The 25976-nt window shown below is 40.6% G+C and carries 26 protein-coding genes; all 26 read left to right on the top strand.

What is annotated here, in order from left to right; genetic code table 11:
* Positions 1-35: 35 nt before the first annotated feature.
* The 26 genes from RV00_RS11650 to pepT all read left to right on the top strand — a co-directional run bounded on the left by RV00_RS11650 (position 36) and on the right by pepT (position 25927).
* Positions 36-1055, top strand: a complete 1020-nt coding sequence (locus RV00_RS11650; RefSeq protein WP_071862764.1) for a diacylglycerol kinase — start codon at positions 36-38, stop codon at positions 1053-1055.
* Positions 1056-1214: 159 nt separating this feature from the next.
* Entirely contained in the window at positions 1215-2576 is a 1362-nt protein-coding gene (rlmD, locus tag RV00_RS11645) for a 23S rRNA (uracil(1939)-C(5))-methyltransferase RlmD (RefSeq protein ID WP_249024101.1), read from the top strand.
* A gap of 3 nt (positions 2577-2579) precedes the next feature.
* Positions 2580-2708, top strand: coding sequence for a hypothetical protein (locus RV00_RS16825; protein WP_071862763.1), 129 nt, complete (start codon positions 2580-2582; stop codon positions 2706-2708).
* A gap of 39 nt (positions 2709-2747) precedes the next feature.
* The gene (locus RV00_RS11635; protein WP_071862813.1) at positions 2748-3146 is read left to right on the top strand and encodes a hypothetical protein; all 399 of its coding nucleotides are present in this window, start codon (positions 2748-2750) and stop codon (positions 3144-3146) included.
* Positions 3147-3196: 50 nt separating this feature from the next.
* A complete protein-coding gene (locus tag RV00_RS11630; RefSeq protein WP_071862762.1) occupies positions 3197-3865 on the top strand; it encodes a 2,3-bisphosphoglycerate-dependent phosphoglycerate mutase in 669 nt (222 codons plus the stop codon).
* A 29-nt stretch (positions 3866-3894) separates the two neighbouring features.
* On the top strand, positions 3895-4491 hold the full coding sequence (locus tag RV00_RS11625) for an HAD-IA family hydrolase (RefSeq protein WP_071862761.1): 597 nt from the start codon (positions 3895-3897) through the stop codon (positions 4489-4491).
* Positions 4492-4604: 113 nt separating this feature from the next.
* Positions 4605-4988: a DUF1149 family protein gene (locus RV00_RS11620; protein WP_071862760.1), complete on the top strand. Its 384-nt coding sequence runs from the start codon at positions 4605-4607 to the stop codon at positions 4986-4988.
* Between the two features lie 257 nt (positions 4989-5245).
* Positions 5246-6637 carry an L-cystine transporter gene (locus tag RV00_RS11615; RefSeq protein WP_071862759.1) on the top strand — a complete coding sequence of 464 codons (1392 nt, stop codon included), beginning with the start codon at positions 5246-5248 and terminating at the stop codon, positions 6635-6637.
* Positions 6638-7240: 603 nt separating this feature from the next.
* Positions 7241-7612, top strand: coding sequence for a VOC family protein (locus RV00_RS11610; protein WP_071862758.1), 372 nt, complete (start codon positions 7241-7243; stop codon positions 7610-7612).
* A 31-nt stretch (positions 7613-7643) separates the two neighbouring features.
* Positions 7644-8372, top strand: a complete 729-nt coding sequence (locus tag RV00_RS11605; RefSeq protein ID WP_071862757.1) for a metallophosphoesterase family protein — start codon at positions 7644-7646, stop codon at positions 8370-8372.
* 146 nt (positions 8373-8518) lie between these two features.
* A complete protein-coding gene (locus RV00_RS16705; RefSeq protein WP_249024100.1) occupies positions 8519-9064 on the top strand; it encodes a DMT family transporter in 546 nt (181 codons plus the stop codon).
* A gap of 18 nt (positions 9065-9082) precedes the next feature.
* A complete protein-coding gene (locus RV00_RS16700; protein ID WP_276327105.1) occupies positions 9083-9412 on the top strand; it encodes a DMT family transporter in 330 nt (109 codons plus the stop codon).
* Between the two features lie 89 nt (positions 9413-9501).
* Positions 9502-11682 carry a Tex family protein gene (locus RV00_RS11595; RefSeq protein ID WP_071862756.1) on the top strand — a complete coding sequence of 727 codons (2181 nt, stop codon included), beginning with the start codon at positions 9502-9504 and terminating at the stop codon, positions 11680-11682.
* On the top strand, positions 11675-12124 hold the full coding sequence (locus RV00_RS11590) for a SprT family protein (protein ID WP_071862812.1): 450 nt from the start codon (positions 11675-11677) through the stop codon (positions 12122-12124). The genes RV00_RS11595 and RV00_RS11590 overlap by 8 nt, the downstream gene beginning before the upstream one ends.
* A gap of 102 nt (positions 12125-12226) precedes the next feature.
* Positions 12227-13561, top strand: coding sequence for a UDP-N-acetylmuramate--L-alanine ligase (gene murC / locus RV00_RS11585; RefSeq protein ID WP_071862755.1), 1335 nt, complete (start codon positions 12227-12229; stop codon positions 13559-13561).
* 236 nt (positions 13562-13797) lie between these two features.
* Positions 13798-14280, top strand: coding sequence for a MaoC/PaaZ C-terminal domain-containing protein (locus RV00_RS11580; protein WP_071862754.1), 483 nt, complete (start codon positions 13798-13800; stop codon positions 14278-14280).
* Entirely contained in the window at positions 14273-14956 is a 684-nt protein-coding gene (locus tag RV00_RS11575) for a Bax inhibitor-1/YccA family protein (protein WP_071862811.1), read from the top strand. The genes RV00_RS11580 and RV00_RS11575 overlap by 8 nt, the downstream gene beginning before the upstream one ends.
* 735 nt (positions 14957-15691) lie before the next feature.
* Entirely contained in the window at positions 15692-18331 is a 2640-nt protein-coding gene (gene polA, locus RV00_RS11570; protein WP_071862753.1) for a DNA polymerase I, read from the top strand.
* Positions 18332-18392: 61 nt separating this feature from the next.
* A complete protein-coding gene (gene mutM / locus RV00_RS11565; protein ID WP_071862752.1) occupies positions 18393-19226 on the top strand; it encodes a DNA-formamidopyrimidine glycosylase in 834 nt (277 codons plus the stop codon).
* A gap of 2 nt (positions 19227-19228) precedes the next feature.
* Positions 19229-19828, top strand: coding sequence for a dephospho-CoA kinase (gene coaE, locus RV00_RS11560; RefSeq protein ID WP_071862751.1), 600 nt, complete (start codon positions 19229-19231; stop codon positions 19826-19828).
* A gap of 190 nt (positions 19829-20018) precedes the next feature.
* A complete protein-coding gene (nrdR, locus tag RV00_RS11555; RefSeq protein WP_071862750.1) occupies positions 20019-20492 on the top strand; it encodes a transcriptional regulator NrdR in 474 nt (157 codons plus the stop codon).
* A gap of 12 nt (positions 20493-20504) precedes the next feature.
* Positions 20505-21815, top strand: a complete 1311-nt coding sequence (locus RV00_RS11550; RefSeq protein WP_071862749.1) for a DnaD domain protein — start codon at positions 20505-20507, stop codon at positions 21813-21815.
* Positions 21815-22741: a primosomal protein DnaI gene (gene dnaI, locus RV00_RS11545; RefSeq protein ID WP_071862748.1), complete on the top strand. Its 927-nt coding sequence runs from the start codon at positions 21815-21817 to the stop codon at positions 22739-22741. The genes RV00_RS11550 and dnaI overlap by 1 nt, the downstream gene beginning before the upstream one ends.
* A 116-nt stretch (positions 22742-22857) precedes the next feature.
* A complete protein-coding gene (locus RV00_RS11540) occupies positions 22858-23571 on the top strand; it encodes a tRNA (adenine(22)-N(1))-methyltransferase (RefSeq protein ID WP_071862747.1) in 714 nt (237 codons plus the stop codon).
* Positions 23552-24673: a Nif3-like dinuclear metal center hexameric protein gene (locus RV00_RS11535; protein ID WP_071862746.1), complete on the top strand. Its 1122-nt coding sequence runs from the start codon at positions 23552-23554 to the stop codon at positions 24671-24673. Before RV00_RS11540 ends, RV00_RS11535 begins: the two co-directional genes overlap by 20 nt.
* 24 nt (positions 24674-24697) lie before the next feature.
* Positions 24698-25927, top strand: a complete 1230-nt coding sequence (pepT, locus tag RV00_RS11530) for a peptidase T (RefSeq protein ID WP_071862745.1) — start codon at positions 24698-24700, stop codon at positions 25925-25927.
* The last annotated feature ends 49 nt before the right edge of the window (positions 25928-25976 follow it).

Below are 25976 nucleotides of genomic sequence, written 5' to 3'. Positions count from 1 at the left end.
AAAATGAATACCTTAATATGAACAAGGAGCAAATCATGAGGAAAGCACGATTGATTTATAATCCAGTTTCTGGAAAAGAGATCATGCGTAATAATTTGGCGGATATCTTGGATGCCATTGAAAAAGCAGGCTATGAAGCTAGTGCTTTTGCTACGACTCCGGAACCCGATTCAGCAAAAAATGAGGCGACCCGCGCAGCGAAAGCTGGTTTTGAATTAGTAGTAGCCGCAGGTGGGGACGGCACGATCAATGAAGTAGTCAACGGGATCGCTGGACTAAAAAAACGACCTAAGATGGCGATCATTCCCGCAGGTACGACCAACGATTATGCTCGGGCTTTAAAAGTTCCTCGCAGCAATGTAAAAGCTGCGGCGGAAGTCATCCAGAAACAGCAGACAGTCAAGATGGATATCGGTAAAGCTGCAGACACATATTTTATTAATATTGCGGCTGGCGGTTCTTTGACTGAGTTAACCTATGAAGTACCTTCTGAGTTAAAAAGCATTTTTGGCTACTTGGCTTATTTGGCGAAGGGTGCTGAAATGCTGCCTCGAATCAAGCCAACTAAAATGCGTTTAGTTTATGAAGGCGGCGAATACGAAGGCAATGCCTCGATGTTTTTCTTAGGCTTAACCAATTCCATCGGCGGTTTTGAAACGATTGCCCCGGATGCAAAATTAGACGATGGAAAATTTTCATTGATCGTCGTTAAAACGGCAAATCTTTTCGAAATCGTTCGATTGATTACCCTCGTCTTAAACGGCGGCAAGCATGTGAATGATTCGAAGGTTCTTTATGTTAAAACCAGCTTTTTAGATGCTAGCCTGATTGATACAGATAAAAAAATGATGATCAATTTAGACGGCGAGTATGGTGGCGATGCACCAATGAGTTTTGAAAACCTGCATCAGCATATTGAGTTTTACGCGAATACCGATGAGATCGATGACAATGCCATTTTAGGAACCGTTGATCCAGAAGAAAAAGAAGCGGGAATTGAATTGGTTAAAGAATTTGAGAAAATCAAAGACGAAGATCTAGATCAAGATGAATAGTAAGCGGAGGTGTGACTGAGTAGGGTCACACTTCTTTTTTGTGAAGAAAGGAAAGCGGCGGATTCTTACAAAACTCTTAATGAGGAAAACTAGCGTGTTACCTTGCTTTTTTTGCTTGAATTCATTATGATAGGTGAATCAGTCTTAAAGGAGAATACAATGACGATAGAAAAAAATCAAACCTATACAGTGACAATCGATGACCTGTCTTACGAAGGGTTAGGCGTTGCACATATCGAAGGATTCCCGCTCTTTGTTGAAAATGCGTTACCTGACGAAAAGGTGACGATCAAAGCAGTTAAAGTCGGCAAAAAATTCGGCTATGGAAAAGTTATGGAACGGTTCAATGACAATCCTGAACGCCAAGAAGTAAAAGACTTAGACTTATTAAGAAGCGGAATCGCACCTTTGAGCCATATGACCTATGACTATCAGTTGCGTTTCAAACAAGAACAAATTCAAAAAGTTTTGAAATCAATCGCTAAGATGCCTGAACTTCCTGTTGAAACGACATTAGGGATGAAAGATCCTTTTGGTTACCGCAACAAAGCACAGATTCCAGTACAAAAAGTTGAAAACAAATTGACGACGGGCTTTTACCGTAAAAATTCGCATACGTTGCTGCCGATCGAAAATTATTTGATCCAAGATCCAGCAATCGACCAAGCGATCATCACTGTGCGAGACATCTTGCAACGTTTCAACGTAAAGGCCTATAACGAACGAGACAATACCGGTTTCATTCGGCATATCGTGATTCGTCGCGGACATTACAGCCATGAAATGATGGTGATCTTGGTCACGCGGACCGAGCGTTTCTTTAAAGGCATGGAAATTGCAGAAGTGATCAAAAAGGAATTGCCTGAAGTAGTTTCAGTAATTCAAAATGTCAATCCAGAAAAAACCAATGTTATTATGGGGCGTGAAGAAAAAGTCTTGTTGGGCAAGACGACGATCGATGATACGTTGTTAGGAAAAACGTATCGGATTTCATCTCAGTCATTTTATCAAGTCAATACCGAGCAAACTGAAGTATTGTACCAAATCGCAATCGATCTGGCTGATTTGAACAAAGAAGACATCGTCGTAGATGCTTACTGTGGGATCGGTACGATTGGGTTGTCATTAGCAGAAAAAGTCAAACATGTTTACGGAGTGGAAATCGTTCCTCAAGCAATCGATGATGCGAAAGCCAACGCGAAACGCAATGGGATCGAAAATGCCAATTATGAAGTTGGCAAAGCTGAAAAAATTATGCCACGTTGGGCTCGTGAAGGTATTGAACCATCCGTTGTTTTTGTTGATCCACCAAGAAAAGGCTTGGATGAAAAATTCATTGAAGCTTCCGTGGCCGCAAATCCAGAAAAAATTGTTTATATCTCTTGCAACCCAGCGACATTGGCTCGCGATTTGAAAAGATATGAAGCTTTTGGGTATCAAGCGGTAAAAGTTCAACCAGTTGATTTATTCCCTCAAACCCATCATGTGGAATCAGTCACATTATTAGTAAAGGCGGTGTAAGGGATGAATCAAAAAGAAAAAATGCTAGAAATCATTAAAAATAAACAAGGCGGCGGACGTTCGAAGAAAATGGAAACACCTAAGAATGACCGTAAAAACATGCGTAAAGGTCCGAAAATTTTTAATAAGTAAGTAGTTTGGAAGGGAGCATTTTTGTTGGGAAATCGTTGGATGCAGCGCTTGATGAATGTGTATCAAAAGTACGCGTATTTGATGCGGGGACGTTATGGTAGGCTAGACCAAATCAATAAAGCTTTGCTGATCATCTGGGCAGTCTTTACGATCTTTGATCATTGGATCCCTTACTATATCGGGAACATCATTGCTCTAGCTGCGTTTTTGCTGGTCATTTGTCGTTTTTGTTCAAAGAAAATCTATCCTCGCAGCAATGAAAACCAAAAATTTCTTCTGTGGCTCAATCGAGTGAAGGATTTTTTCAAAGGCAAGAAAAGTCCCTATACTTATTTTAAGTGTCCAGAGTGTAAACAAAAAATGCGGGCACCTAAAGGTCGGGGAAAAATCAAAGTAACGTGTAAAAATTGTCATACGCAATTTGTCAAAAAGGTCTAGTTTCTAAAACTAGGCTTTTTCTGTTATCCTATCAAGGAGAAGGTGAGTAGATGAACTTAATTTTGGTTCGCCACGGCGAAAGTGAAGCAAATTTTGAAAATTATTGGACAGGTTGGTTGGATGTTAATTTAACTGATCGAGGCATTCAGCAGGCTAAAGACGCAGGTAAAAAAATCAAGGAAGCCGGTTTACTGATCGACGTCGCTTATGAGTCTGTTCTAAAACGCTCCATCAAAACAGCTAAAATGATTTTAGCTGAAGCGGATGCCAGCTTTGTGCCGGAATATAAAACTTGGCGCTTAAATGAACGGCATTATGGCGCGTTAGTCGGAAAAAATAAGGATTTAATCGCCCGCGATTTTGGCGCGGCGCAAGTCAAAAAATGGCGACGCGGCTTCGACGAGGTGCCGCCTTTAACGCAAGATAATCATTTTGACCGTCGCTACGATCAGTTGGATCCGCGCTTGATCCCTACAGGTGAAAGTTTGCACATGACTTCAAAGCGTGTTCGTCCGCTATGGAAAGATCAAGTGGCACCACAATTATTGGCCGGAAAAACGGTTTTGGTCTGTGGACATGGCAACAGTCTGCGAGCGCTTGTTCAGTTTTTAGAGAATATTCCAACCGATCAGGTGGATCAGATTGATATTCCCAATGCTACACCAATGGTTTATAAATTTGATCGAAAGCTACAAATCGAAGAAAAAATAATTTTATAAAAATATTATGTTAATTAGAAAGGCGCAACATGAATTATATTTGGGATTTTGATGGGACGTTGTATGATACGTACCCGATGATGATTAAAGCATTAATGAAAACTTTTACGGAATTTAGTTTGCCACAAGAAGAGGCGAAGGTTTATCGGAAAATCAAAGAAGATTCTATTCATCAAATGATTATCGATTGGCAGCTGCCGGTGCCGACCTTTGATGAAACTTATCATTTATACGAGGCGCGGAATATGAATCAATCACTTCCTTTTAAGGAGACAAAGGAAGTGTTGACAGGATTAAAAGCGAATGGCGGCCAGCACTTTATTTTGACTCATCGACAAATTGCTGCGACGTGGAAATTGTTAGAGCGAGACGGTTTAGATTCATTGATCACCGAGGTGGTAGGCAGTGATTCTGCTTTTCCTCGTAAGCCAGATCCAGCGGCGATCAATTATTTTATTGAAAAGTATCAGCTTGATAGAGAACAGACCTTTATGATTGGCGATCGGAAGCTAGATATTGAAGCGGGGAATAATGCTAAAACTAAAACTGTTTTTTATGATTTGGATTATTTTAAGCAAGACATCAACGCCACCTATCGGATAAATAATTTGAAAGAAATGCTATAAATTTATGTCGGAGAAAGCTATAATTAAATTAAAGATGTCTGCTCCAATCCGATTTTTTAGCATAAAAATAAGATGAACGGCTTTCATAAGGTATAGAGGATAGGAGGTGCGAAATGGAATTACAACGGGATCAAGAGGTTGTAGAATCCTTTAATTATGGATTGCCTCCAAGAGATCAAAAAGTCGAACAGAAATTATTAATCAATTTTAGCCCATTGGACTCAACGGATCCGGCCTATCCTGCTGGAAATAGTATAATGGGAGTTCGAATCGAATTTATTCTTCCATTTGAAGAATTTATTATTGGCGGGGTCTTGTCGCAAGTAATTCATGTGATCGGTCGCCAAATCAATCAAAAGAGTGATTTGACTGAAGCGGAAGCTAATGAAATGATTCGACCTATTTTAAATTTGATCGAGCGGATGGTCTATGAGATCACGGAAATTGCTTTAGATAAACCAGGCGTTAAAATTAATTTTTCGTCTAATACAATTTAATTATTTATTTTCCTCCGACTGGAAAGATATCTTAGAAATTTAGATATCCTTCCAGTCGGAATTTTTCTTGAAAATTTTCCTGTAATAATGCTTTTTATAAGACAGATTATTTTAACTGAGTTATACTAAAAAAGTCACTAAAATATTGGACTTGCGCAATCATATTTTAGGGTGTTCCATTGAAGAATGGACACCGGGAACCTTTACTTCCTTTGACAGACTTGTCATTATAGAAAGTTATTTTAAGGAGGAATACAATGACAACTCTGTTCACTGTATTAGTGATCTTAGTATTCGTTGCGTTGCTTGTGGCTTTCTACCAAATGCAAAAAAGACATGTGAAATTTTCTAATCGAGTTTTCGCTGGATTAGGTGCCGGAATTATTTTTGGCGGAATTTTACAATTACTTTTAGGTAATGGTAGCAAAATCATTTCTCAAGCGATGGAATGGATCGGGATCGTCGGTAATGGTTATATTTCTTTATTACAAATGTTAGTTATGCCGCTAGTTTTTATTTCTATCGTAGGTGCTTTTACGAAGATGAAATCCAGTAAGAAACTGGGGAAGATCAGTGCGAACGTCTTAGTTACACTGTTAGCAACAACAGCAATCGCTGCCTTGATCGGTATCGCAGCTGTGATGATCTTCAATTTAGATGGGGCAACCTTCACCAAAGGAGCAGCAGAAACTGCTCGGATCAAAGAATTAGCCGATCGTCAGGATATGGTCCAAAACTTCTCAATTCCGCAACAAATTTTATCTTTCATTCCAACAAATGTTTTTGCTGACTTCGCAGGAACACGCCCAACAAGTACTATTGGCGTGGTTATTTTCGCGGCCTTTGTCGGTATCGCCTTTTTAGGTGTTCGTCGCAAGGCGCCGAAGGAAGCAGAATTTTTTGCAAACTTGATTGAAAGCTTATATAAAATCGTTATGCGTATCGTTACTTTGGTTTTGCGTCTAACACCTTATGGGGTCTTCGCATTAATGACCAACGTTTTAGCAACGAGTGATTTTGAAGCGATTGTCAACTTAGGGAAATTTATTTTGGCTTCTTATAGCGCCTTGATCGTTGTTTTACTAGTTCACTCACTTATTTTGCTGGGTGTTAGAGTCAATCCAATCAATTTCTTTAAAAAGGCTTTTCCAGCCTTGAGCTTTGCCTTTACATCACGTTCAAGTGCCGGAACGTTGCCGATGAATATCGAAACACAAACAAAAGCATTGGGTGTAGATGAAGCAACCGCAAACTTTGCCGGAAGTTTTGGGATTTCGATTGGTCAAAACGGCTGTGCTGGGGTTTATCCAGCGATGTTAGCTACGATCGTGGCACCAACCGTTGGGGTCAACGTGTTTGATTTGAAATTCATTATTATGTTAATGGCGATTGTAACGATCAGTTCATTTGGCGTAGCCGGAGTCGGTGGTGGTGCAACTTTTGCATCATTGATCGTACTGGGAGCTATGAACTTGCCGGTTGCTATCGTAGGATTAGTCATTTCAGTTGAGCCAATGATCGATATGGCTCGGACCGCAGTCAACGTCAGCGGCAGCATGGTTGCCGGTGTGGTAACCAGCTCACGTATTCATGACTTAGATCGAGAAATCTTAGAAGACAAAGACGCGTCAATCGAAGTGAATCAATAATAAATCATCAAAAGCTTGGTATGCGCAACCAAGCTTTTTTTGTTAGTCCAACTTTTCGCAGTTTAATCTAGTTTGGGATGAATTGATCACTTTATAAATGAACTATAACGGAAGATGTCTAGTTGGATAATATGTCGATGATAATAAAAATTAATTTTTGAAAAAAATTTATTCCCTTTTGTGTAGAATCGACTGCGAGTTTTTTTTCCTGCTTTAGCGGGTATAGAAAAATCGTATGCGTACGAAAATAGAAGCATTTTTTCTTTTTTGAAAAATGCTCTCCTAAAAGTGAGTTAGCTGCGAGTTTCACTGACTATTTATCGTGATTAGTGGAATAGTATAATAAACGACGATCAGAATATTTTTAGCGGTTTTCGAAAAATGCTTCCTTATTAAGAAGCTAGCTGTTAGTCCATCTTTTCCTAGGTAAATCTAGTTTGAAACGAATTGACCACTTTATAAATAAAACTGTAATGAAAGCTAGTTAGTTCAAAATGATCAATTAAGAATTCGCTTTTTTCTTACTAAGTATTCGCATCAAAGCGCGCACTTTGTTATATTGAGTGTATTAAGATTTGAGTTTAATTATGGGGAGTGAATCGTTTGTTTAACGAACAAGTAAAAGTGATTTTATATGCGGATGATGTGAAAAAGGCGAGTACTTTTTGGCAGAGTTTAGGCTTTATTGAGATAAGTTTTGAGGAGTTGGATGGTTCGCAAGTAGCGGAAGTGGCAATGAGTGAGACAAGTACGACTCATTTAGTCATCTATGATCGTGCATTTATTCAAAAGAATGACGATGAAGCGACGGAACCATCGCCAGCATTAATTTTTGGTAGTGATGATATGATTAGTTTGTATAAAAAATTACAAACGGTTGATGTTCAACTAGGCGATTTGACGCAAATTGGCGAGGAATACATTTTTAATTTTGTGGATGCTGACGGAAATTATTTTGTCGTGTCTGGTAAATAAAGCGGTCTTCGATTGAGAGAGGCGGATGGGAATGGATCAAGTATTTGTGATTGGTGATGTTCACGGAGAATATGAGTTGTTTCAAGAGGTTTTGCAAAAGTTTGAACCAGCGAAACAGCAGTTGATTTTGATTGGTGATCTAAATGATCGCGGACCAAAAAGTAAAGAATGCTGGCTTTTAGGGATGGAACTGGTTGAAAAATACCAAGCGGTCTACTTACGAGGAAATCATGAAGAATATTTCTTAGATTTTATGGAGAAGCCTGAGGATTGGTTTCCTAGTTATCTCTATAATGGTGGAAAAGAAACGATTGAGAGCTTGTTACATCAAGGTGCGATACTGGAATATTCTCCGACCGAAATCGCTATGATGATCCGCAGCCGCTACAAAAAGCTAATGGACTTTTTAGCAGAACGTCCATTCTATTGCGAATGGGGAAAGTATCTATTTGTGCATGCGGGAGTGGATTTAACTAAAGATTGGCATGAGACTTCCTTACAGGATTTTTTATGGATTCGCGAGCCTTTTCACGAAGGAAAAAATAAAACTGGCAAGATAATCGTCTTTGGGCATACAATCACCCCGATGCTCTACGGTGATATGCAGACGACAGCCATATGGCAATCGGATAATAAAATCGGTATTGACGGTGGAGCGGTTTTCGGAGGAAGTCTTCATGGCGTTGTTTTTGATCAAGCCGGTTTGGTGGCGGATTATGAACTGCCGAATCTAAATGGACCGTGGCAGCCTGAATTTTAATAGTGGATTATTAAAGAGGCGAGATTCGTGTTGAATCTCGTTTTTTGTTGGATTCGGCTTAATATTGAGTGATGTGGAATAAAAGCTCAGAGGTGGTTGCAACTCGCTTACTTAGATGGCATAGTATTTTAATAAAGGAGGAGCTTATGTCTGAAACAGTCAAAGGTCACTTGTCGGCTGGGGTAACGGTGGTTATTTGGGCGCTGACATTTATCTCTACTAAAGTGTTGTTGGTAAATTTTTTGCCGATTGAAATTTTATTTATTCGGTTTCTGATCGGCTTTTTCATCTTAACCGTAGCGTCACGGAAGTTCATTCCTTTCAAAGGCTGGAAGCAAGAATTTTTCTTTATGGCAGCAGGTTTGTTTGGAGTCTTTTTGTATTATTATTTAGAAAATGTGGCGCTGACGTATACCTTAGCTATGAATGTCGGCGTGATTGGTTCCATCAGTCCGTTTATGACGGCTTTAATTAGCCGCTTTGTTTTGAAAGAAGGAACGATCCCGCGTATTTTCTTGTTAGGGTTTGTTTGTTCCATGATTGGTATTTCGTTGATTAGCTTTTCGGGCTCATTAAATGTCAGCCCGATTGGCGACGGCTTAGCGATGCTGGCGACCGTTTGTTGGGCCTCGTACTCGTTATTAATCAAAAGAATCAGCGGATCGGGTTATTCGACGATTGCGATCACGTAGCGGGTCTTTTTTTACGGCTTGCTATTTATGCTACCGGTCTTTCTTTTAAGTGTGGATCGTTTTGATGTTACGCGGCTGACAGAAGTGACTAATCTTGGCAATCTTTTATTTTTAGGAATTGGTGCATCTGCCTTGTGCTTTGTCACGTGGAATTTTTCGGTGAAAAATTTAGGAGCCGTACGAGCAGCAGTTTATATTTATACGATTCCGATGTTAACGACCGTTGCTTCGGTCTTGCTTTTAGGGGAGAAATTAACGACTAAAACGGCTGCGGGAATTTTGCTGACTTTGACGGGTCTGGTTTTGTCAGAATTGCCGAACTATTTGCGACAAAAAAGAAAGGTCTAAATCTTGTCCTAGTGATTCGAGGTACAAAAAGCAAACTTCAAGGAAATATGATAAAATAGATAAGATTTTGGATGAAATGAGGAAATGAAATGGCAGAGAGTTTGAACCAAGAAATCATTCAACTACTGAATAACGAATTGACGGGCTATCGTCCGCAGCAGATCAAAGTAGTATTAACCTTATTAAGCGAAGGAAACACGGTTCCGTTTATCGCCCGTTATCGGAAAGAAATGACCGGGACGCTTGACGAGGTGCAAATTCGTGAAATTGAAGAACGTTATAATTATTTAGAAAATTTAGAGAAGCGTAAGCAGGAAGTCTTACGGTTAATTGACGAGCAAGGTAAATTGACGCCGGAGCTGGCACAAAAAATCCAGCAAGCGGTAAAAGTGCAAAAAGTTGAAGATCTCTATCGTCCCTATAAGCAAAAGCGGCGGACAAAAGCGACGATCGCAAAAGAAAATGGCTTGGAGCCGTTAGCCGAATATTTGATGAGTTTCCCTCAAACTGGCGATGTCTATGGTAAAGCGGGTGAATTTATTAATGAGAACGTTGCAAACGTGGAAGAAGCGTTGCAAGGTGCCCATGAGATCGTTGCTGAGCAAATCAGCGACAATCCCGACTTTCGGACGTGGGTCCGGACCTTTACAAAAAATAAAGGAGTTTATCAAAGCAAAGTCAAAGACGCGGAGAAAGATGAAAAAGGCGTCTACGAAATGTATTATGATTTCAATGAGCCAATCAATAAGATGGTTTCTCATCGAGTGCTGGCTTCTAATCGAGGAGAAAAGGAAGACATTTTAAAAGTAGCTATCGTAGTGGAAGAAGAAAAAATCTTTGACTATTTGGAACGTCAATTGATTCAAAACAGCCGCTCGATTACTGCAGAATTTGTTCGTGAAGCATACAAAGACAGCTATAAACGTTTTATCGGACCTGCGATCGAACGGGAAATTCGTAATGAGTTGACGGAAGAAGCCGACGAGCAAGCCATCAGCATTTTTGGCGAAAACTTGCGGAATTTATTGTTGCAACCACCATTGAAGGGTAAAGTTGTCTTAGGGTTTGACCCAGCGTATCGGACAGGTTGTAAATTAGCGGTAGTAGATGCCACTGGGAAAGTCTTAGCCATCGAAGTGATCTACCCTCACAAGCCGGCAGCCCAAGCAAAACGGCAAGCCGCGGGTCCCGCTTTCCAAGCTTTGATCAAAAAGCACGGCGTTGAAATGGTCGCTATCGGGAATGGGACAGCTAGTCGGGAATCAGAATTATTCGTAGCAGAGCAGTTGAAACAAATTCAGCAAGAAGTTTTTTATGTGATTGTTAACGAAGCAGGCGCATCGGTTTATTCTGCCAGTGACATAGCCCGGGGAGAATTTCCTGATCTGCAAGTCGAAGAACGGAGTGCAGTCAGCATTGCCCGCCGTTTGCAAGATCCCTTGTCAGAATTAGTTAAGATCGATCCGAAAGCGGTCGGGGTCGGTCAATACCAACATGATGTTTCCCAAAAACGTCTGTCTGAACAGTTGGATTTCGTCGTCGAAACAGCGGTCAACCAAGTAGGAGTCAACGTCAATACGGCCAGCCCGCAATTATTGGCGTACGCTTCTGGCTTGAATAAGACTACGGCTCAAAATATTTTGAATTACCGCGACGAAAACGGTGCCTTCACTTCACGTCCGCAATTAAAGAAAGTGCCACGCTTAGGACCTAAAGCGTACGAACAAGCAATTGGATTCTTACGGATTCCAGGAGCAAAAAATATTTTAGACACGACAGCGATCCACCCGGAAAGCTATGCTAGTGCGAAAGAAATTTTAGCTTTAGCTGAGGTTGACTTAAAATCATTAGGTTCATCAGAAGCCACCGAAAAAATCAAAGCTTTAGACGTTGGCGAGTTGCAAAAACAATTAACGATTGGCAAAGAGACGATCAAAGATATTTTGCAAGCCTTATTACAACCCGGTCGCGATATGCGTGATGAAATGCCAGCTCCGTTATTACGTCAAGATGTCTTGACGATGGAGGATTTACAGGCCGGTATGGAGCTGCAAGGAACGGTTAGAAATGTAATCGACTTTGGCGCCTTTGTTGATATTGGTGTAAAGCAAGATGGTTTAGTGCATATCTCCAAGCTGAGCAAAAGCTATGTCAAGCATCCAACCGACGTGGTTTCTGTCGGTGACGTGGTAACCGTTTGGGTCGAAGGTGTCGATACCAAAAAGGGCCGTATCAGCTTAACGATGATTCAAAGTGAAAAAAATGACTAATCAAGAATTACAAGTGCTCGTCGAAAAGATCTCACAAGATTCTTTTCGACAGCCTTTCTGTCATAAAGCCAGCTTCAATCGTCGTTTAAGAACCACTGGTGGCCGGTATCATTTAAGTAGCCATGACTTAGATTTCAATCAGTTGGTGTATGAAAAATATGGAACAGCCGAGTTGATCAAAGTGATTAAGCATGAGCTGTGTCATTATCATTTACATTTAGCTGGGCGAGGTTATCAGCATAAGGACTTAGAATTTAAACAGTTATTGAAACAAACGGGTGGTTCGCGTTTTGCTCCGCCATTAGCCGCTGTCACATATCAAGTCTACCAATGCAAAAGTTGTCAGCAGAAAATCAAACGACGTCGCAAAATCAATACCACACGCTATGTTTGTGGAAGTTGTCAAGGAAAGCTGGAATTTTTGACGACAATTGAACAATAATGAGTGAGGCGCCTGCTTAGAGAATAAAAGATTGCTATTTTCAGCGTTTTATATGATAATGTGAACCGCAAACAATTTTGTACATATAAGGAAGAGGATTAAATGAATAATAAAGACACACTTTATCATTTTGTTGGAATCAAAGGCTCAGGTATGAGCTCATTGGCTTTAGTTTTACATGAAAAAGGCTTTGATGTACAAGGTTCTGACGTCGAAAAATATTTTTTCACACAACGTGATTTAGAAAAAGCCGGCATTACGATTCTGCCATTTAGCAAAGACAATATCAAAGAAGGCATGACGATTATTCAAGGAAATGCGTTTCCTGATACCCATGAAGAAATCGCCCGTGCGAAAGAATTAGGTCTTGAAATCATTCGTTACCATGACTTCATTGGTCAATTCATCCAACCTTACACCAGTATCGCGGTAACAGGTTCCCATGGTAAAACGAGTACGACCGGTTTGTTGGCCCATGTATTAAACGGCTTAGCACCAACTAGCTATTTAATTGGAGATGGTACCGGACACGGTGTTCCAGATGCGACCTTCTTCGCCTTTGAAGCCTGCGAATATCAACGTCACTTTTTAGCCTATGCTCCAGATTACGCAATCATGACGAATATTGATTTCGATCATCCTGATTATTTCAAGAGTATCGCTGATGTATTTGAAGCGTTCCAAACGTTGACTTCACAAGTCAAAAAAGGGATCTTCGCATACGGCGATGATGAATACTTACGTAAATTAAAAGCGGATGTACCGGTTTATTACTATGGTTTATCTGACAATGATGACATTCAAGCCCGCAACATCGTTCGTACGACGAATGGTTCTGCCTTTGATGTCTACCACGATGAAAAATTCATCGGTCGTTTTGCTGTCCCATCATTTGGTAAGCACAACATTTTGAATGCATTATCTGTCATTGCTGTCGCATACTTCGAAGAGTTAGACATGGATAAGGTTAGAGAAGAAATGTTAACATTCAATGGCGTAAAACGTCGCTTCACTGAGAAAAAGGTCGCGGACATGATTATTGTTGATGACTACGCGCATCATCCGGCAGAAATCAAAGCAACAATCGATGCTGCTCGTCAAAAATATCCTGAAAAAGAATTGATCGCGGTATTCCAGCCTCATACTTTCACTCGGACGATCGCTTTGATGGACGAATTCGCTGAAGCGTTAGATCGTGCCGATCGCGTTTACCTTTGTGATATTTTCTCTTCTGCTCGTGAAACAGCCGGCGAAGTAAAAATCGAAGACCTTGGTGCAAAAATCCAAAAAGGCGGACAAGTTTTGAAAGAAGAAAACATGTCACCATTATTGGATCATGAAAATGCGGTAGTCGTCTTTATGGGTGCTGGAGATGTTCAAAAGTTCGAACGGGCTTACGAAGACTTACTAAGTAATACCACTCGTAACGTTTTATAATCGGACTCAAAAAGCTGAGACAATTACTGTCTCAGCTTTTTTGCAAGTTTTGGCAGGTTAAATCAATCATCTACAGGCAGATTCTAAATCTTTCTGTAGGTTTTAAAAAATAGAGTGGACAGTTTGCTTTGCTGCCTTTCTCAAAAAGAGTTTACGAAACTATTTAGGAAGAAGTTACAAGCTTGTGTTTTCCTTCTATTCTGCTAAAATATTGAATAGAACATATATCGGAGGGAATGAATTTGTATAATATGAAGGCTCGGAAAGTAGGCAAAACGATCGACGAAATCGAAGAAGGTGACTCGTTATCGTTAACGGAATCGATCGAGGATAATCAGATTCTTTTATATCTTGGTTTGACAAATGACGCAAATCCTTTGTACATCCAACACGACTATGCGAAAGAAACTGAGTATGAACAGCCGCTTGTACCATCAATCATGTTGATGGGGATCATTACAAGTGCGATTTCTAAACATTTACCAGGACCGGGTTCTCATGTAGTGAATTTTTCGATCAATTTTATTGATCCGGTATTTCATTATGAAACATTGACGTTTGAGTTTGAAGTAATCAAAGTGGATAAAATGAAAGATGTCGTGACAATCTCTGTTGAAGCTGTCGAAGCAACGGACAACGAAGAGAAACGCATCTTAGACGCGGTGGTCATGGTGAAACCGCCACAACCGCAAATAGGAGATGATTTAAATGATGAATAATCAAGAAACACGCGTATCTGGTCTGAACCGTTTCTACGGAAAAATCTATGCCTTTCTAGCATTAGGAATCGGAATCAGCGCAGTAATTTCATATATGGCATTAGGACCATGGATGCAACAAGTGCAGAACTTTATCAATAATTTTCCCTTAGGCTTTTGGGGAATCTGGATCGCCGAGATCGCGTTAGTTATTTTTCTTGGCGTAAAGGCGCAAAAAAATCCGACATTGGCAATCAGCGGTTTTATCATATATTCCGCTTTGAATGGTTTGACGTTAGCAGTTACCTTGGCAATGTATGACATTGGCACAGTGACTCAAGCCTTTGTGACCGCCTCGGCAACCTTCTTAGTGATGTCTCTGGTGGGTTCATTTACAAAGCGGGATCTATCTGGACTTGGTCGGGCAGCATTAAGTTGTTTGTTTGGGATTATCATCGCGATGCTGTTAAATGTCTTTTTACTTCACAGTGGAGCGGTTGACTTCTTTATTTCAATTTTAATGGTAGTCGTGATGTCAGGAATCACCGCCTATGACAATCAAATGATCCGCAAGATTTATCAAGGAACCAATGGTGAAGCTGGTAATGGTGTGGCCGTTTTCATGGCCTTACAGCTATATTTAGACTTTATCAACCTATTCATCTCATTCCTTCGAATCTTTGGAAGCAGCAAATAGAGACGATTTCTCGTCTCTATTTTTTTCTGGCAAGAAAGTATCAAATTTCACATGAATAAATCGATTTACAGCATATCTAGCCATATCTGGCTTCACGAACTAGCTTTATCGGCAATAAGGAAAACGATTTCGAAATTTGAGAAGCACCCAGTAGGAACTGTTCAACATCAAAGTTAAAACTTTGTGTTTCTCAGTCATTTAGAAATCGTTTAGTCTTATTGCTCAAAAGCTGGGCGAGTTCGCAAAAGCCCTTCTTACGTTTCATTGATCAACAATTAATTTGAAAAAATCCGGCGCATTCTTTTCTTTTCATAAGAGACTTTGTTAAAATGAAGGGCGAAGGACTTGCCAGTTCTGCTTCTTGCTTTAGCGAGATTAGTAGAATGGTAGGTGTACGAAATTCTTTTAATTTTAACGAGTTAGCTCAATTTTAGTTAGCAATATTCGACAGGTGAACTGCTGAGAAATATCAACTAAAGTCATCGAGCAAACTATTTAGCGGGATGATAATCGTACAGAGCAAGAAACTTATTTTTTGGTTTATGAAAATAAATCCATTAAAACGAAGTAGGTTTCAGTTCCGCTTTTGGCAGTAGTTAAAGAGCTGAGCTGCTAGAAAACAAAAGTTAGAAATATTTATCAAGCAGTTTAGCGGAATGATAATCGTGCTGAGCAAGAAACTTATTTTTCGGTTTTGAAAAATAAATCCATTAAAACGAAGTAGGGGTCGAGTATATGAGTGAAAAGAAATTATTATTAGTTGACGGAAACAGTGTGGCTTTCCGGGCTTTTTTTGCCTTGCATAATTCTTTGGAGCGTTTCAAAAATAAAAATGGACTCCACACGAATGCTATCTACGCCTTCAACAATATGTTTGAAAACGTGATGGAACGTGAAAAACCAACCCATGTATTAGTGGCTTTTGATGCAGGCAATACGACATTTCGGACGGCGATGTATTCAGATTATAAAGGCGGGCGTTCAAAGACGCCAGGAGAATTTCGTGAGCAGATGCCATATTTACGTGAGTTGTTAGTCGGGCTCGGCGTGAAACATTACGAATTAGATAATTACGAAGCGGATGATATCATCGGGACATTGGCACATCGGGGAGAAGAAGCGGGCTTCGAGGTAGTAGTCTTATCGGGGGACCGAGATTTGACGCAATTAGCGACAGACAAAGTCAAAGTTGATATTACCGTCAAAGGCGTTAGTGAAATTGAATCTTACACACCTGAACATGTGGCGGAAAAATATGATGGCTTGACGCCAAATCAAATCATCGATATGAAAGGTCTAGCTGGCGATACATCGGATAACTATCCTGGTGTGACTAAAGTCGGTGAGAAGACCGCGATCAAATTATTGAAACAATTTGGCAGTGTCGAAGGGGTATACGAAAATATCGACGAGCTGAAAAAAAGTAAAATGAAAGAAAATTTGATTAACGACAAAGATCAAGCGTTTCTTTCGAAAGAATTGGCCACTATCAAAGTAGATGCGCCAGTCGAAATTTCGATTGATGAACTGTTGTACAACGGAAAAGATTTGGATAAATTGATCCCGTTCTTCAAGGAAATGGACTTCAAAGGCTTTTTAAGCAAATTGAATGTGGAAGAAGAGGAAGTGGAGCTGGAAGACATCCATTTTGAAGTTGTCAATACCTTCAATGAAGAGATGTTTACGGCTGATTCCGCTTTGTATGTTGAGATGCTGGATGACAATTACCATCTTTCTGATATTGTGGGAGTCGCTTGGGGCAATAAAGAGAAAATTTATGTGACGACTGAGTTGGAACTTTTTGAAAATGCAGCCTTTAAGAATTGGTTAGCGAAGGCGGATGGAAAAAAAGTTTACGATGCGAAGCGGACCTATGTTGCGTTGAATCGGTATGTGGGTAAAACCGAAGGAATCAATTTTGATGTTCTTTTAGCAGCCTATTTACTAGACACGAATGACAACAGCAATGATATCGCCGGAGTGGCTCAATATTATGGCTATACTGAGATTCAAACAGATGAGCAGGTTTACGGCAAAGGGGCGAAAAAGGGCTTGCCGGAGGACGAGGAAGTATTCTTCGGACATTTGGCTCGTAAGATCAAAGCGATTCAATTCCTTAGTGAAAAATTAGAAAAGGAATTGGAAGAAAAGCAGCAAGACAAATTGTTCTATCAAATGGAATTGCCCTTATCACGAATTTTAGCTGAGATGGAGATTGCTGGAATTACCGTGGATGCGCAACGTCTGCAAAACATGCGGGGAGAATTCTCCAAACGATTACAAGAAATCGAAGAAAAAATCTATCAAGATGCCGGGGAAGAATTTAATATTAATTCACCGAAACAGCTGGGTGTGATTTTATTTGAGAAAATGCAGCTGCCAGTAATTAAGAAAACCAAGACGGGATATTCAACGGCTGTCGATGTGTTAGAACAACTTCGTGAGCAGGCACCAATCGTGGAGCATATTTTAGATTATCGTCAGCTGGCAAAAATTCAATCGACCTATGTTGAAGGACTTTTGAAGGTAATCCAAAGTGATAATAAAATCCATACCCGCTACATCCAAACCTTGACTCAAACGGGCCGCTTAAGTTCGGTCGATCCGAATCTACAAAATATTCCGATTCGTTTAGAAGAGGGTCGAAAAATTCGTCAAGCCTTTGTGCCGCGAGCTGAAAATTGGTTGATTTATTCTTCCGACTATTCACAAATCGAATTACGGGTCTTGGCTCACATTTCTGGTGATGAACATTTGAAACAGGCTTTCCGAGATGGAATGGATATCCACACCAGTACCGCGATGCGAGTCTTTAATGTCTCAGAAGATGAAGTAACACCTAACATGCGACGCAATGCGAAAGCGGTGAATTTCGGAATCGTTTATGGGATCTCCGATTATGGCTTATCGCAAAACCTTGGAATTACTCGAAAGGCCGCGCAAGAATACATCGACACGTATTTTGAAAATTATCCAGATGTTAAACGTTATATGGAAGAAAGCGTTCGTGAAGCGAAGGATAAAGGCTATGCTGCGACCTTGTATAATCGTCGTCGCTATTTACCAGACATCAATGCCCGTAATTTCAATCTACGTTCTTTTGCGGAGCGGACCGCAATTAACACACCTATTCAAGGCAGTGCGGCAGATATTTTGAAGTTAGCAATGATCGAGATGGCGAAGCGTTTGGAAGCAGAAAAACTGCAAGCAACAATGCTATTGCAAGTGCATGATGAATTGGTCTTTGAAGTGCCAGAAAGTGAACTAGAACAATTAGATCAATTAGTCAAAGAAGTGATGGAAAATACCGTCCAATTAGATGTGCCATTGCTAACGGACAGCAATTGGGGCAAAACTTGGTACGAAGCAAAATAAGCGGAGGCTGGGAGAGATTCCAGCTTCTTCTTTTAATGAGTGACATCAGGGAGGAAGAGCAATGCCTGAATTACCAGAAGTGGAAACAGTCAGAAAAGGATTAATTTCTTTAGTCAAAGGCAAGACGATCGCAAAAGTCGATGTTTATTGGCCGCGAATCATTGAAATGCCTGAAGTAGAAACATTTCAACAACAAATTATCGGCGAAACGATTGAAGACGTGGAGCGTCGTGGAAAATATTTGATTTTTCAATTATCACATTACGAAATGGTGTCTCATTTGCGAATGGAAGGCAAGTACGAATTCTTTTCAGAAGCGAAACCATTAGATAAGCATAGCCATGTTCGCTTTATCTTTACCGATGGATCAGAATTGGTCTATCATGATGTCCGAAAATTTGGTCGGATCGCCTTATTAAAAAAAGGTACCGCGAAGCACTATAAAGGACTGACACAGCTGGGACCAGAACCTACGGATGAGGATTTTTCATTAGCGGATTTTAAAGATCAGTTGAAAAAATCAGTGACTATGATCAAGCCATTGCTGTTAAATCAAAAAGTCGTAGCAGGTTTAGGAAATATTTATGTGGATGAAGTATTGTGGTTAGCGAAAATTCATCCGGAACAACCAGCTAATTCTTTAAGTCCCCAAGCCGTAAAAAAATTACGGGAAGCCATCATCGAAGTGATCGCCAAAGCAAAGGAAGCTGGCGGAACGACAATAAGAACCTATTTGAATGCCTTAGGAGAAGCGGGACATTTTCAACAGGAGTTGCATGTCTACGGACAGACGGGAAAACCGTGTCCGCGCTGCGGAACGGCAATTATTAAAATAAAAGTCGCGCAACGGGGAACACATCTATGCCCTCACTGTCAGAAATTAAAGAAGGTGTAACTATGAGCTATGTATTAGGAGTAACTGGTGGCATCGCAAGTGGAAAATCAACAGTGGTGAAGGTCTTTCACAAAGGAGGTTTTCCGATTGTCGATGGCGACGTCGTGGCGCGCGAGGTCGTTGAACCAAATACTGCTGGCTTGAAGGCCTTGATAACAACTTTTGGATTGGAAATTTTGCAAAAGGATGGTCAACTGGATCGAAAGAAATTAGGACAAATTGTTTTTGCAGATGAAAAGAAACGTCAGCAGCTGAATCAAATCCTAGATCCTTTTATCCGCAGCGCAATTGAACAGCAGGTAGAAGAAGCGAAAGAGCAATCAGCTCTAGTCATTGTAGATATACCGCTGCTTTTTGAAGGACATTACGAAGGCTTGATGGATGCAGTAGCCGTGGTTTATGTAACATCAGAAATCCAATTACAGCGTCTCATGAACCGTGATGGGTATGATAAATCAGAAGCTTTGAAGCGAATCAACAGTCAGCTTTCGTTAGAAGAAAAGAAAAGTCGAGGCGATCTTGTCTTTGATAATTGCCAGTCAGTAGAAAAAACACAAGAACAAGTCATAAAGTGGCTAAAAGAAAATAATTTTGTTTCTTAAAGTTTTCGGCGTCGTAGCGTTACGACGCTTTTTTTAGCCGGCTGGTTATGTTAAACTCATGTTATATAAAGGATTTTGCATTATTTATTAACCGATTAAAGAAGTTTACAGATAACAGAATAAATGATTCAGCAAATTGCTGATTACAAAGAATAAAATCAAAAAAAGAACGAAAGAGTGGGGTGAAGGAATGCGTTGTCCTAGATGTAACCATAATAATTCTCGAGTGATTGATAGCCGCCAAACTGATGATGGACGAGCGATTCGCCGACGTAGAGAATGTGAAAGCTGTGGCTTCCGTTTTACAACCTTTGAACGGATCGAAGCCGCACCGTTATTAGTAGTCAAACGCAATGGCGACCGGGAAGAATTTAGTCGAGATAAAATCTTACGGGGCTTGATTCGTTCCGCTGAAAAACGGCCAGTAGCGATGGAACAGATGGAGCAAATCGTGGATCGAGTAGAAAACCGTGTTCGCAGCATGGGAGAAAATGAAGTCCCAACGAGCCAAATCGGAGAATTCGTCATGGAAGACTTAATGGAAGTGGATGAGATCGCGTATATTCGCTTTGCCAGTGTGTATCGCCAGTTCAAAGACATGTCTGTCTTCTTGAAAGAATTACAAGAAATCGTCGATAAAGCCAAGACGCCAGACGAAGAATAGGGAGGCTTTTTAGTGGCAGATGAACTTAAACCCAGTACCTTTTATACGGTCTACGGTGAGCCACAATTGGATCAAAGTAAACAAAACGCACTGCTGTATCTCTATCAGCCAATCATTGGCAGCACGGCTTTAAGCTTATATTTAAATTTAGTCAGCGATCTTATGATTGAGGGAAAAAGTCCTAGCTTGATGCACACCGATTTATTGGCGACACTTGATACAGGCTTAATGAATTTAGTCAAAGCTCGCCACAAACTAGAAGGAATCGGATTGTTAGAGACGTATCAGCAGGAAGATCATGAAATTGGCATGAACCTGATTTATCAGCTGCGAATCCCCTTAGCACCTGACAAGTTTTTTCAAGATCCGTTAATGTCTTTTCTTTTGATGGATAAGGTCGGGGACCGGCGTTATGAACGATTAATCAATCGTTTCAAACCAGTTACCGTGGATAAGCAAAAGTCGATAAACATCACGAAACGCTTTCGTGATGTTTATCGACTTGATGAATCGGCTTTTGCCAGCCATAGTGAAGTGTTAGACCAAACGGCGGAAAATTTTGCAGAAAAGGAAGACTTCGATTGGACGTTGTTTACACAACAATTGAAACGTTTCAATCTTTTTATCAGCCTTGAGGAACGGGAGAAGCTCCAGACGTTTTATACACTCTATGGTCTGAATGAATTGGATCTAGCGGAATATGTGGCTAAAGCTTCGACCGGTGAAAAAAAGGGCTTGAATTTTAATTATTTACGCCAATTGTTGAATAAAGAAAAACGTCCGGTCATTGCTGCTGCGAAGCCAGCAGAACAAGAGCCGGAAGAAATTGATAGTAACTTTTCTCAGCAAGAACGGGAAATTATTAATCAAAGCAAAAAAATTCCACCGGTTACCTTTTTACGAGCGATTAAACGTGAAAAAGGCGGTTATGAAACCAACACGGAAGTTCGGTTGTTAGAAGAACTGATTGGCCGTAATTTATTACCGAAAAGTGTCATTAATATTATTGTTAATTATATTTTGGTGATTCAAAATCAGGCGGTAATCAATGCTAATTATTTAAATGCGATTGCCAACGATTGGGCTCAAAAAAAGATTACGACTCCGGAAGCAGCGATTGCCCACGTTCGAGACAATAACCAAAAGCTGATACGTAAAACACAGCCAAGCCGACCTAGTTATCAAAAACGTGGAACCGGACGCAAAGAAGCTTTACCAGAACATATTAAACAGCCGCCGAAAGAAACTAAGCTTAGTCCTGAAAAAGAGGCGGAATTGAATCGCAAATTAGCAGAATATCTAAGTAAAGAAGGTGATGACTAGTGGAAGATGTAGGAAAAGAATTGAATCGCATCATTAAAAGCCGTGGTGTCGATGGCCGTTATCGTCAAATGATGGAAGAAGTCTTAGCTGATAAGGATGTTCGTGACTTTATCGAAGACCATAAAGAGAAGCTATCGCAGGCAGACATCGAAAAATCTTTCGCCAAGCTCTATGAATTTGTACAAGAAAAGAAAAAATATTTAACCGGCGATCCAAGTATGATCGCACCAGGCTATGAACCACAGCTAAGCTTGAATTTCCACTTCATCGACGTGACGTATGTGCCGACGGATGAGCTGTTACGACTGAAACGAGAAGAAGAGATTCGTAATCGAGTCAATTCTTTAGATATGCCTAAGGATATTCGTAAAGCGTCTATCCGCACCTTTGAAGTCACCTCCGGCCGTAGCGAAGTGTTAGAAGCGTCGTTGGACTTCATTAATCAATACGAGAACAGCCCAAAAACCTTTCATAAGGCGCTATTTCTTGTTGGCGACTTTGGGGTAGGCAAAACTTATTTACTAGGTGCGGTGGCGCATGAATTGGCGGTTAAGGGATTTGAAACAACCTTACTGCATTTTCCAACCTTTGCCGGTGAAATGAAACAAGCAATCTCAAATGATAAAGTCGGCCCGAAATTGGATGAAGTCAAACGTTCGCCGATTTTAATGATTGATGACATCGGGGCGGACTCAATGAGCGCGTGGATTCGCGACGAAGTGTTGGGCGTTATTCTGCAGCATCGTATGCAAGAACAATTACCGACGTTCTTCTCATCGAACTTCAACATGGACCAGCTGGAAAAACATTTATCGGTCACGCAACGTGGCGATGAAGAGCCTTTGAAGGCAAAACGGATCATGGAGCGGATTCGCTATCTGAGCCAAGAGATTTGGGTCATTGGTGAAAATCGCCGAAATGGTTAAAAAAAGAAATTTCTCTTAGAAAAAAACAAACGCCCTATTAAAAAGCGCTATCATTCAGCTCTTTTTAGGGGCGCTTTCTTTAAGGAGTGTTATAATAAAACTTAGGATGTGAAAAAATGAACGCGAAGGATTTATCAATTCGTTTACAAAAAGCAGCAGAGTATGTCCCACAAGGTGCTCGCTTGGCCGACATTGGTTCGGACCACGCATATTTGCCTGTGGCTCTGATGCTGCAAAATAAAATTTCTTATGGGATCGCCGGCGAAGTCGTAGCAGGGCCTTTTAAATCTGCCCAAAAGCAAGTTGCGAAAAATGGTTTGGAAGAAAAAATCGATGTTCGCCTAGCTGATGGTTTAGAAGCCGTTGAATTAGCGGATGAAATTTCTGCTATAACGATTTGCGGCATGGGGGGCGTATTGATTCGTGATATCTTGCAACGAGGTAAAGAAAAAAATCGTTTGTCTGGTAAGGAACGTTTGATTCTGCAACCAAATGTCGGTGAACCGCAATTACGCCATTGGTTAGTCGCTGAGGGTTATAAAATCATCGAAGAAACAATCGTTGCCGAAAATCATAAAATCTATGAAGTCTTAGCGGCTGAGAAAGCCTCAACTACACCAGAGTATACAGAGAAGGAACTTTTTTTCGGTCCCATTTTGTTACAAGAACATAGCCCGATTTTTATCGAAAAATGGCAACATAAACTAGCGAAAAGTGAAAAAATCTTAGCCAGCTTGCATCAAAGCGATCAAGATGTGGCAGATAAGATTCAAGCAGTCAGTCAAGAAATCGAATGGATCAAGGAGGTACTTGCAGATGCAGGGAAATGAATTTATCCAACGCTTCAATGATTATTGTCCAGAGTGGTTAGCAGAAGAAGGGGACCCGGTTGGTTTGCATATCGGCACCTTGAACAAAGAAGTCAAAAGGATCATGATGAGTTTGGACGTTCGACCCAACGTTGTAGCTGAAGCCATCGAAAAGAAGATCGACTTACTGATCGTTAAACATCCACCGATTTTTCGTCCGGTCTCACGATTGACTACAGATGATGTGCAGACGAAGATGTATGCCGATTTGATCAAACATGATATCGCAGTTTTTGCGGCGCATACCAATATGGACATTATTCATAATGGGTTGAATGATTGGTTTTGCCAACTGTTGGAGGTTATTGATACCGACTATCTGATCCATACCCATACGGTTAAAATGAAAAAATTAGCAGTCTACGTTCCCCAGACTGATGCAAAGAAAATGCGCGAGGCGCTGGCTAAAGCTGGCGCAGGCCAACAGGGAAATTATCAAGGAACCTCTTTTACCATGAACGGTACCGGACGTTTTACGCCAAATGAGCAAGCAAATCCAACAATCGGTTCCGCGAATACACCGGAACAAGTTCAAGAAAGCAAGGTTGAAGTAATTTTCCCAGAGACGAAGCAAACAGCAGTAGTGGCAGCAATGATTGCGGCTCACCCTTACGAGGAACCTGCTTATGATATTTATTCACTTGATAATTTGGCTGAAAACTTCGGCATTGGTCGAGTTGGAGAATTAAAAACGGCCATGCCTACCGAAGATTTTATCGCGAAAGTGAAACAAGTTTTTAATTTGGAAGGATTACGAGTCGTTTATCCTCATCAATCAAAAGAAAGTATCAAACGTGTAGCCATCTGCGGCGGTAGCGGTGAGAAATTTTATCGTGATGCGCTAGCAGCGAAGGCTGATGTTTATATTACCGGAGACGTGTATTACCACACCGCCCACGATATGCAAGAGACGGGAATGCTGGTAATCGATCCGGGTCATTATATCGAGTCATTATGCAAAGAAAAAATGGTGGCTCTGTTTAACCAATGGAAAAATGAAGAAGGTTGGAACGTCGATTTCTATGTGTCTGAGACTTCCACTAATCCCTTCTCATTTAAATAAAATAGCATTAAAGGAGAGAGTAAGATGTACGAAAATTTATTACCACGTTTTTTACACTATGTAAAAACAGAAACTCGTTCTGATGCGACAAGCACCACAACACCTTCAACCCAAACACAGGTAGCCTTTGCCCACGAGCTAATGAAAGAGCTTGAAGAAATCGGCATGAAAGAGATTGCCTACAATGAAAAGAACGGCTATGTGATCGCTACTTTGCCAAGCAATATTGAAAAAGAAGCACGGACGATCGGTTTTATCTCTCACATGGATACCGCTGACTTTAACGCTGAAGGCGTGAATCCGCAAATCATTGAAAATTATGATGGCGAATCAACTATTAAATTGGACGCTGACGGAAAATATACATTGAATGTCAAAGATTTTCCTAACTTAAAAAATTATAAAGATCAAACATTGATCACGACTGACGGCTCTACGTTACTTGGTTCAGATGACAAATCTGGGATCGCTGAGATCATGACAGCTATGGAATATTTGATTAATCATCCAGAAATCAAGCATGGAGAAGTGCGCGTCGGCTTTGGTCCCGATGAAGAAATCGGAATCGGCGCAGATAAATTTGATGTGAAAGAATTCAATACTGATTTTGCTTACACAATGGATGGCGGCCCAATCGGCGAATTACAATATGAAACCTTCAGTGCTGCTCAAGCTGAAATCACTATGCACGGTAAAAATGTTCACCCAGGAACAGCAAAAAATACGATGATCAACGCGTTGCAAATGGCGATTGATTTCCATAACCAATTACCAGAAGGCGACCGTCCTGAAAAAACCGATGGTCGTGAAGGATTCTTCCACCTATTAGCGTTAGACGGCAATGTAGAAGAAGCGAAGATGACATACATTATTCGTGACCATGATCATGATAAATTCGAAGAACGCAAACAAATGATTACCGATCTTCAAAATAAAATGAATAGCCAATTTGATCAAGAACGTGTTGAAATCAACATGTATGATCAATACTACAACATGGGCGAAATTATCAAAAAAGATATGAGCGTCATTGAACTTGCGAAGGGCGCGATGGAAGAAGTGGGCATCACTCCAATCATCGAACCAATCCGCGGTGGGACTGATGGCTCTAAAATTTCATTCATGGGAATTCCTACACCAAATATTTTCGCCGGCGCTGAAAATATGCACGGACGTTTCGAGTTTGTGTCATTACAAACAATGGAAAAAGCCGTTGACGTGATCGTTAAGATTATTGAGAACAACGGAAAATAATCCTTTTGATATTGAGAAAAAAAGCTTTAAGCCCACGCTTAAAGCTTTT

The organism is Enterococcus devriesei (assembly GCF_001885905.1).
GTDB lineage: Bacteria > Bacillota > Bacilli > Lactobacillales > Enterococcaceae > Enterococcus_A > Enterococcus_A devriesei.
Note: the sequence above shows the minus strand (reverse complement) of the source record. Positions and strands in the feature narration are given on the sequence as shown.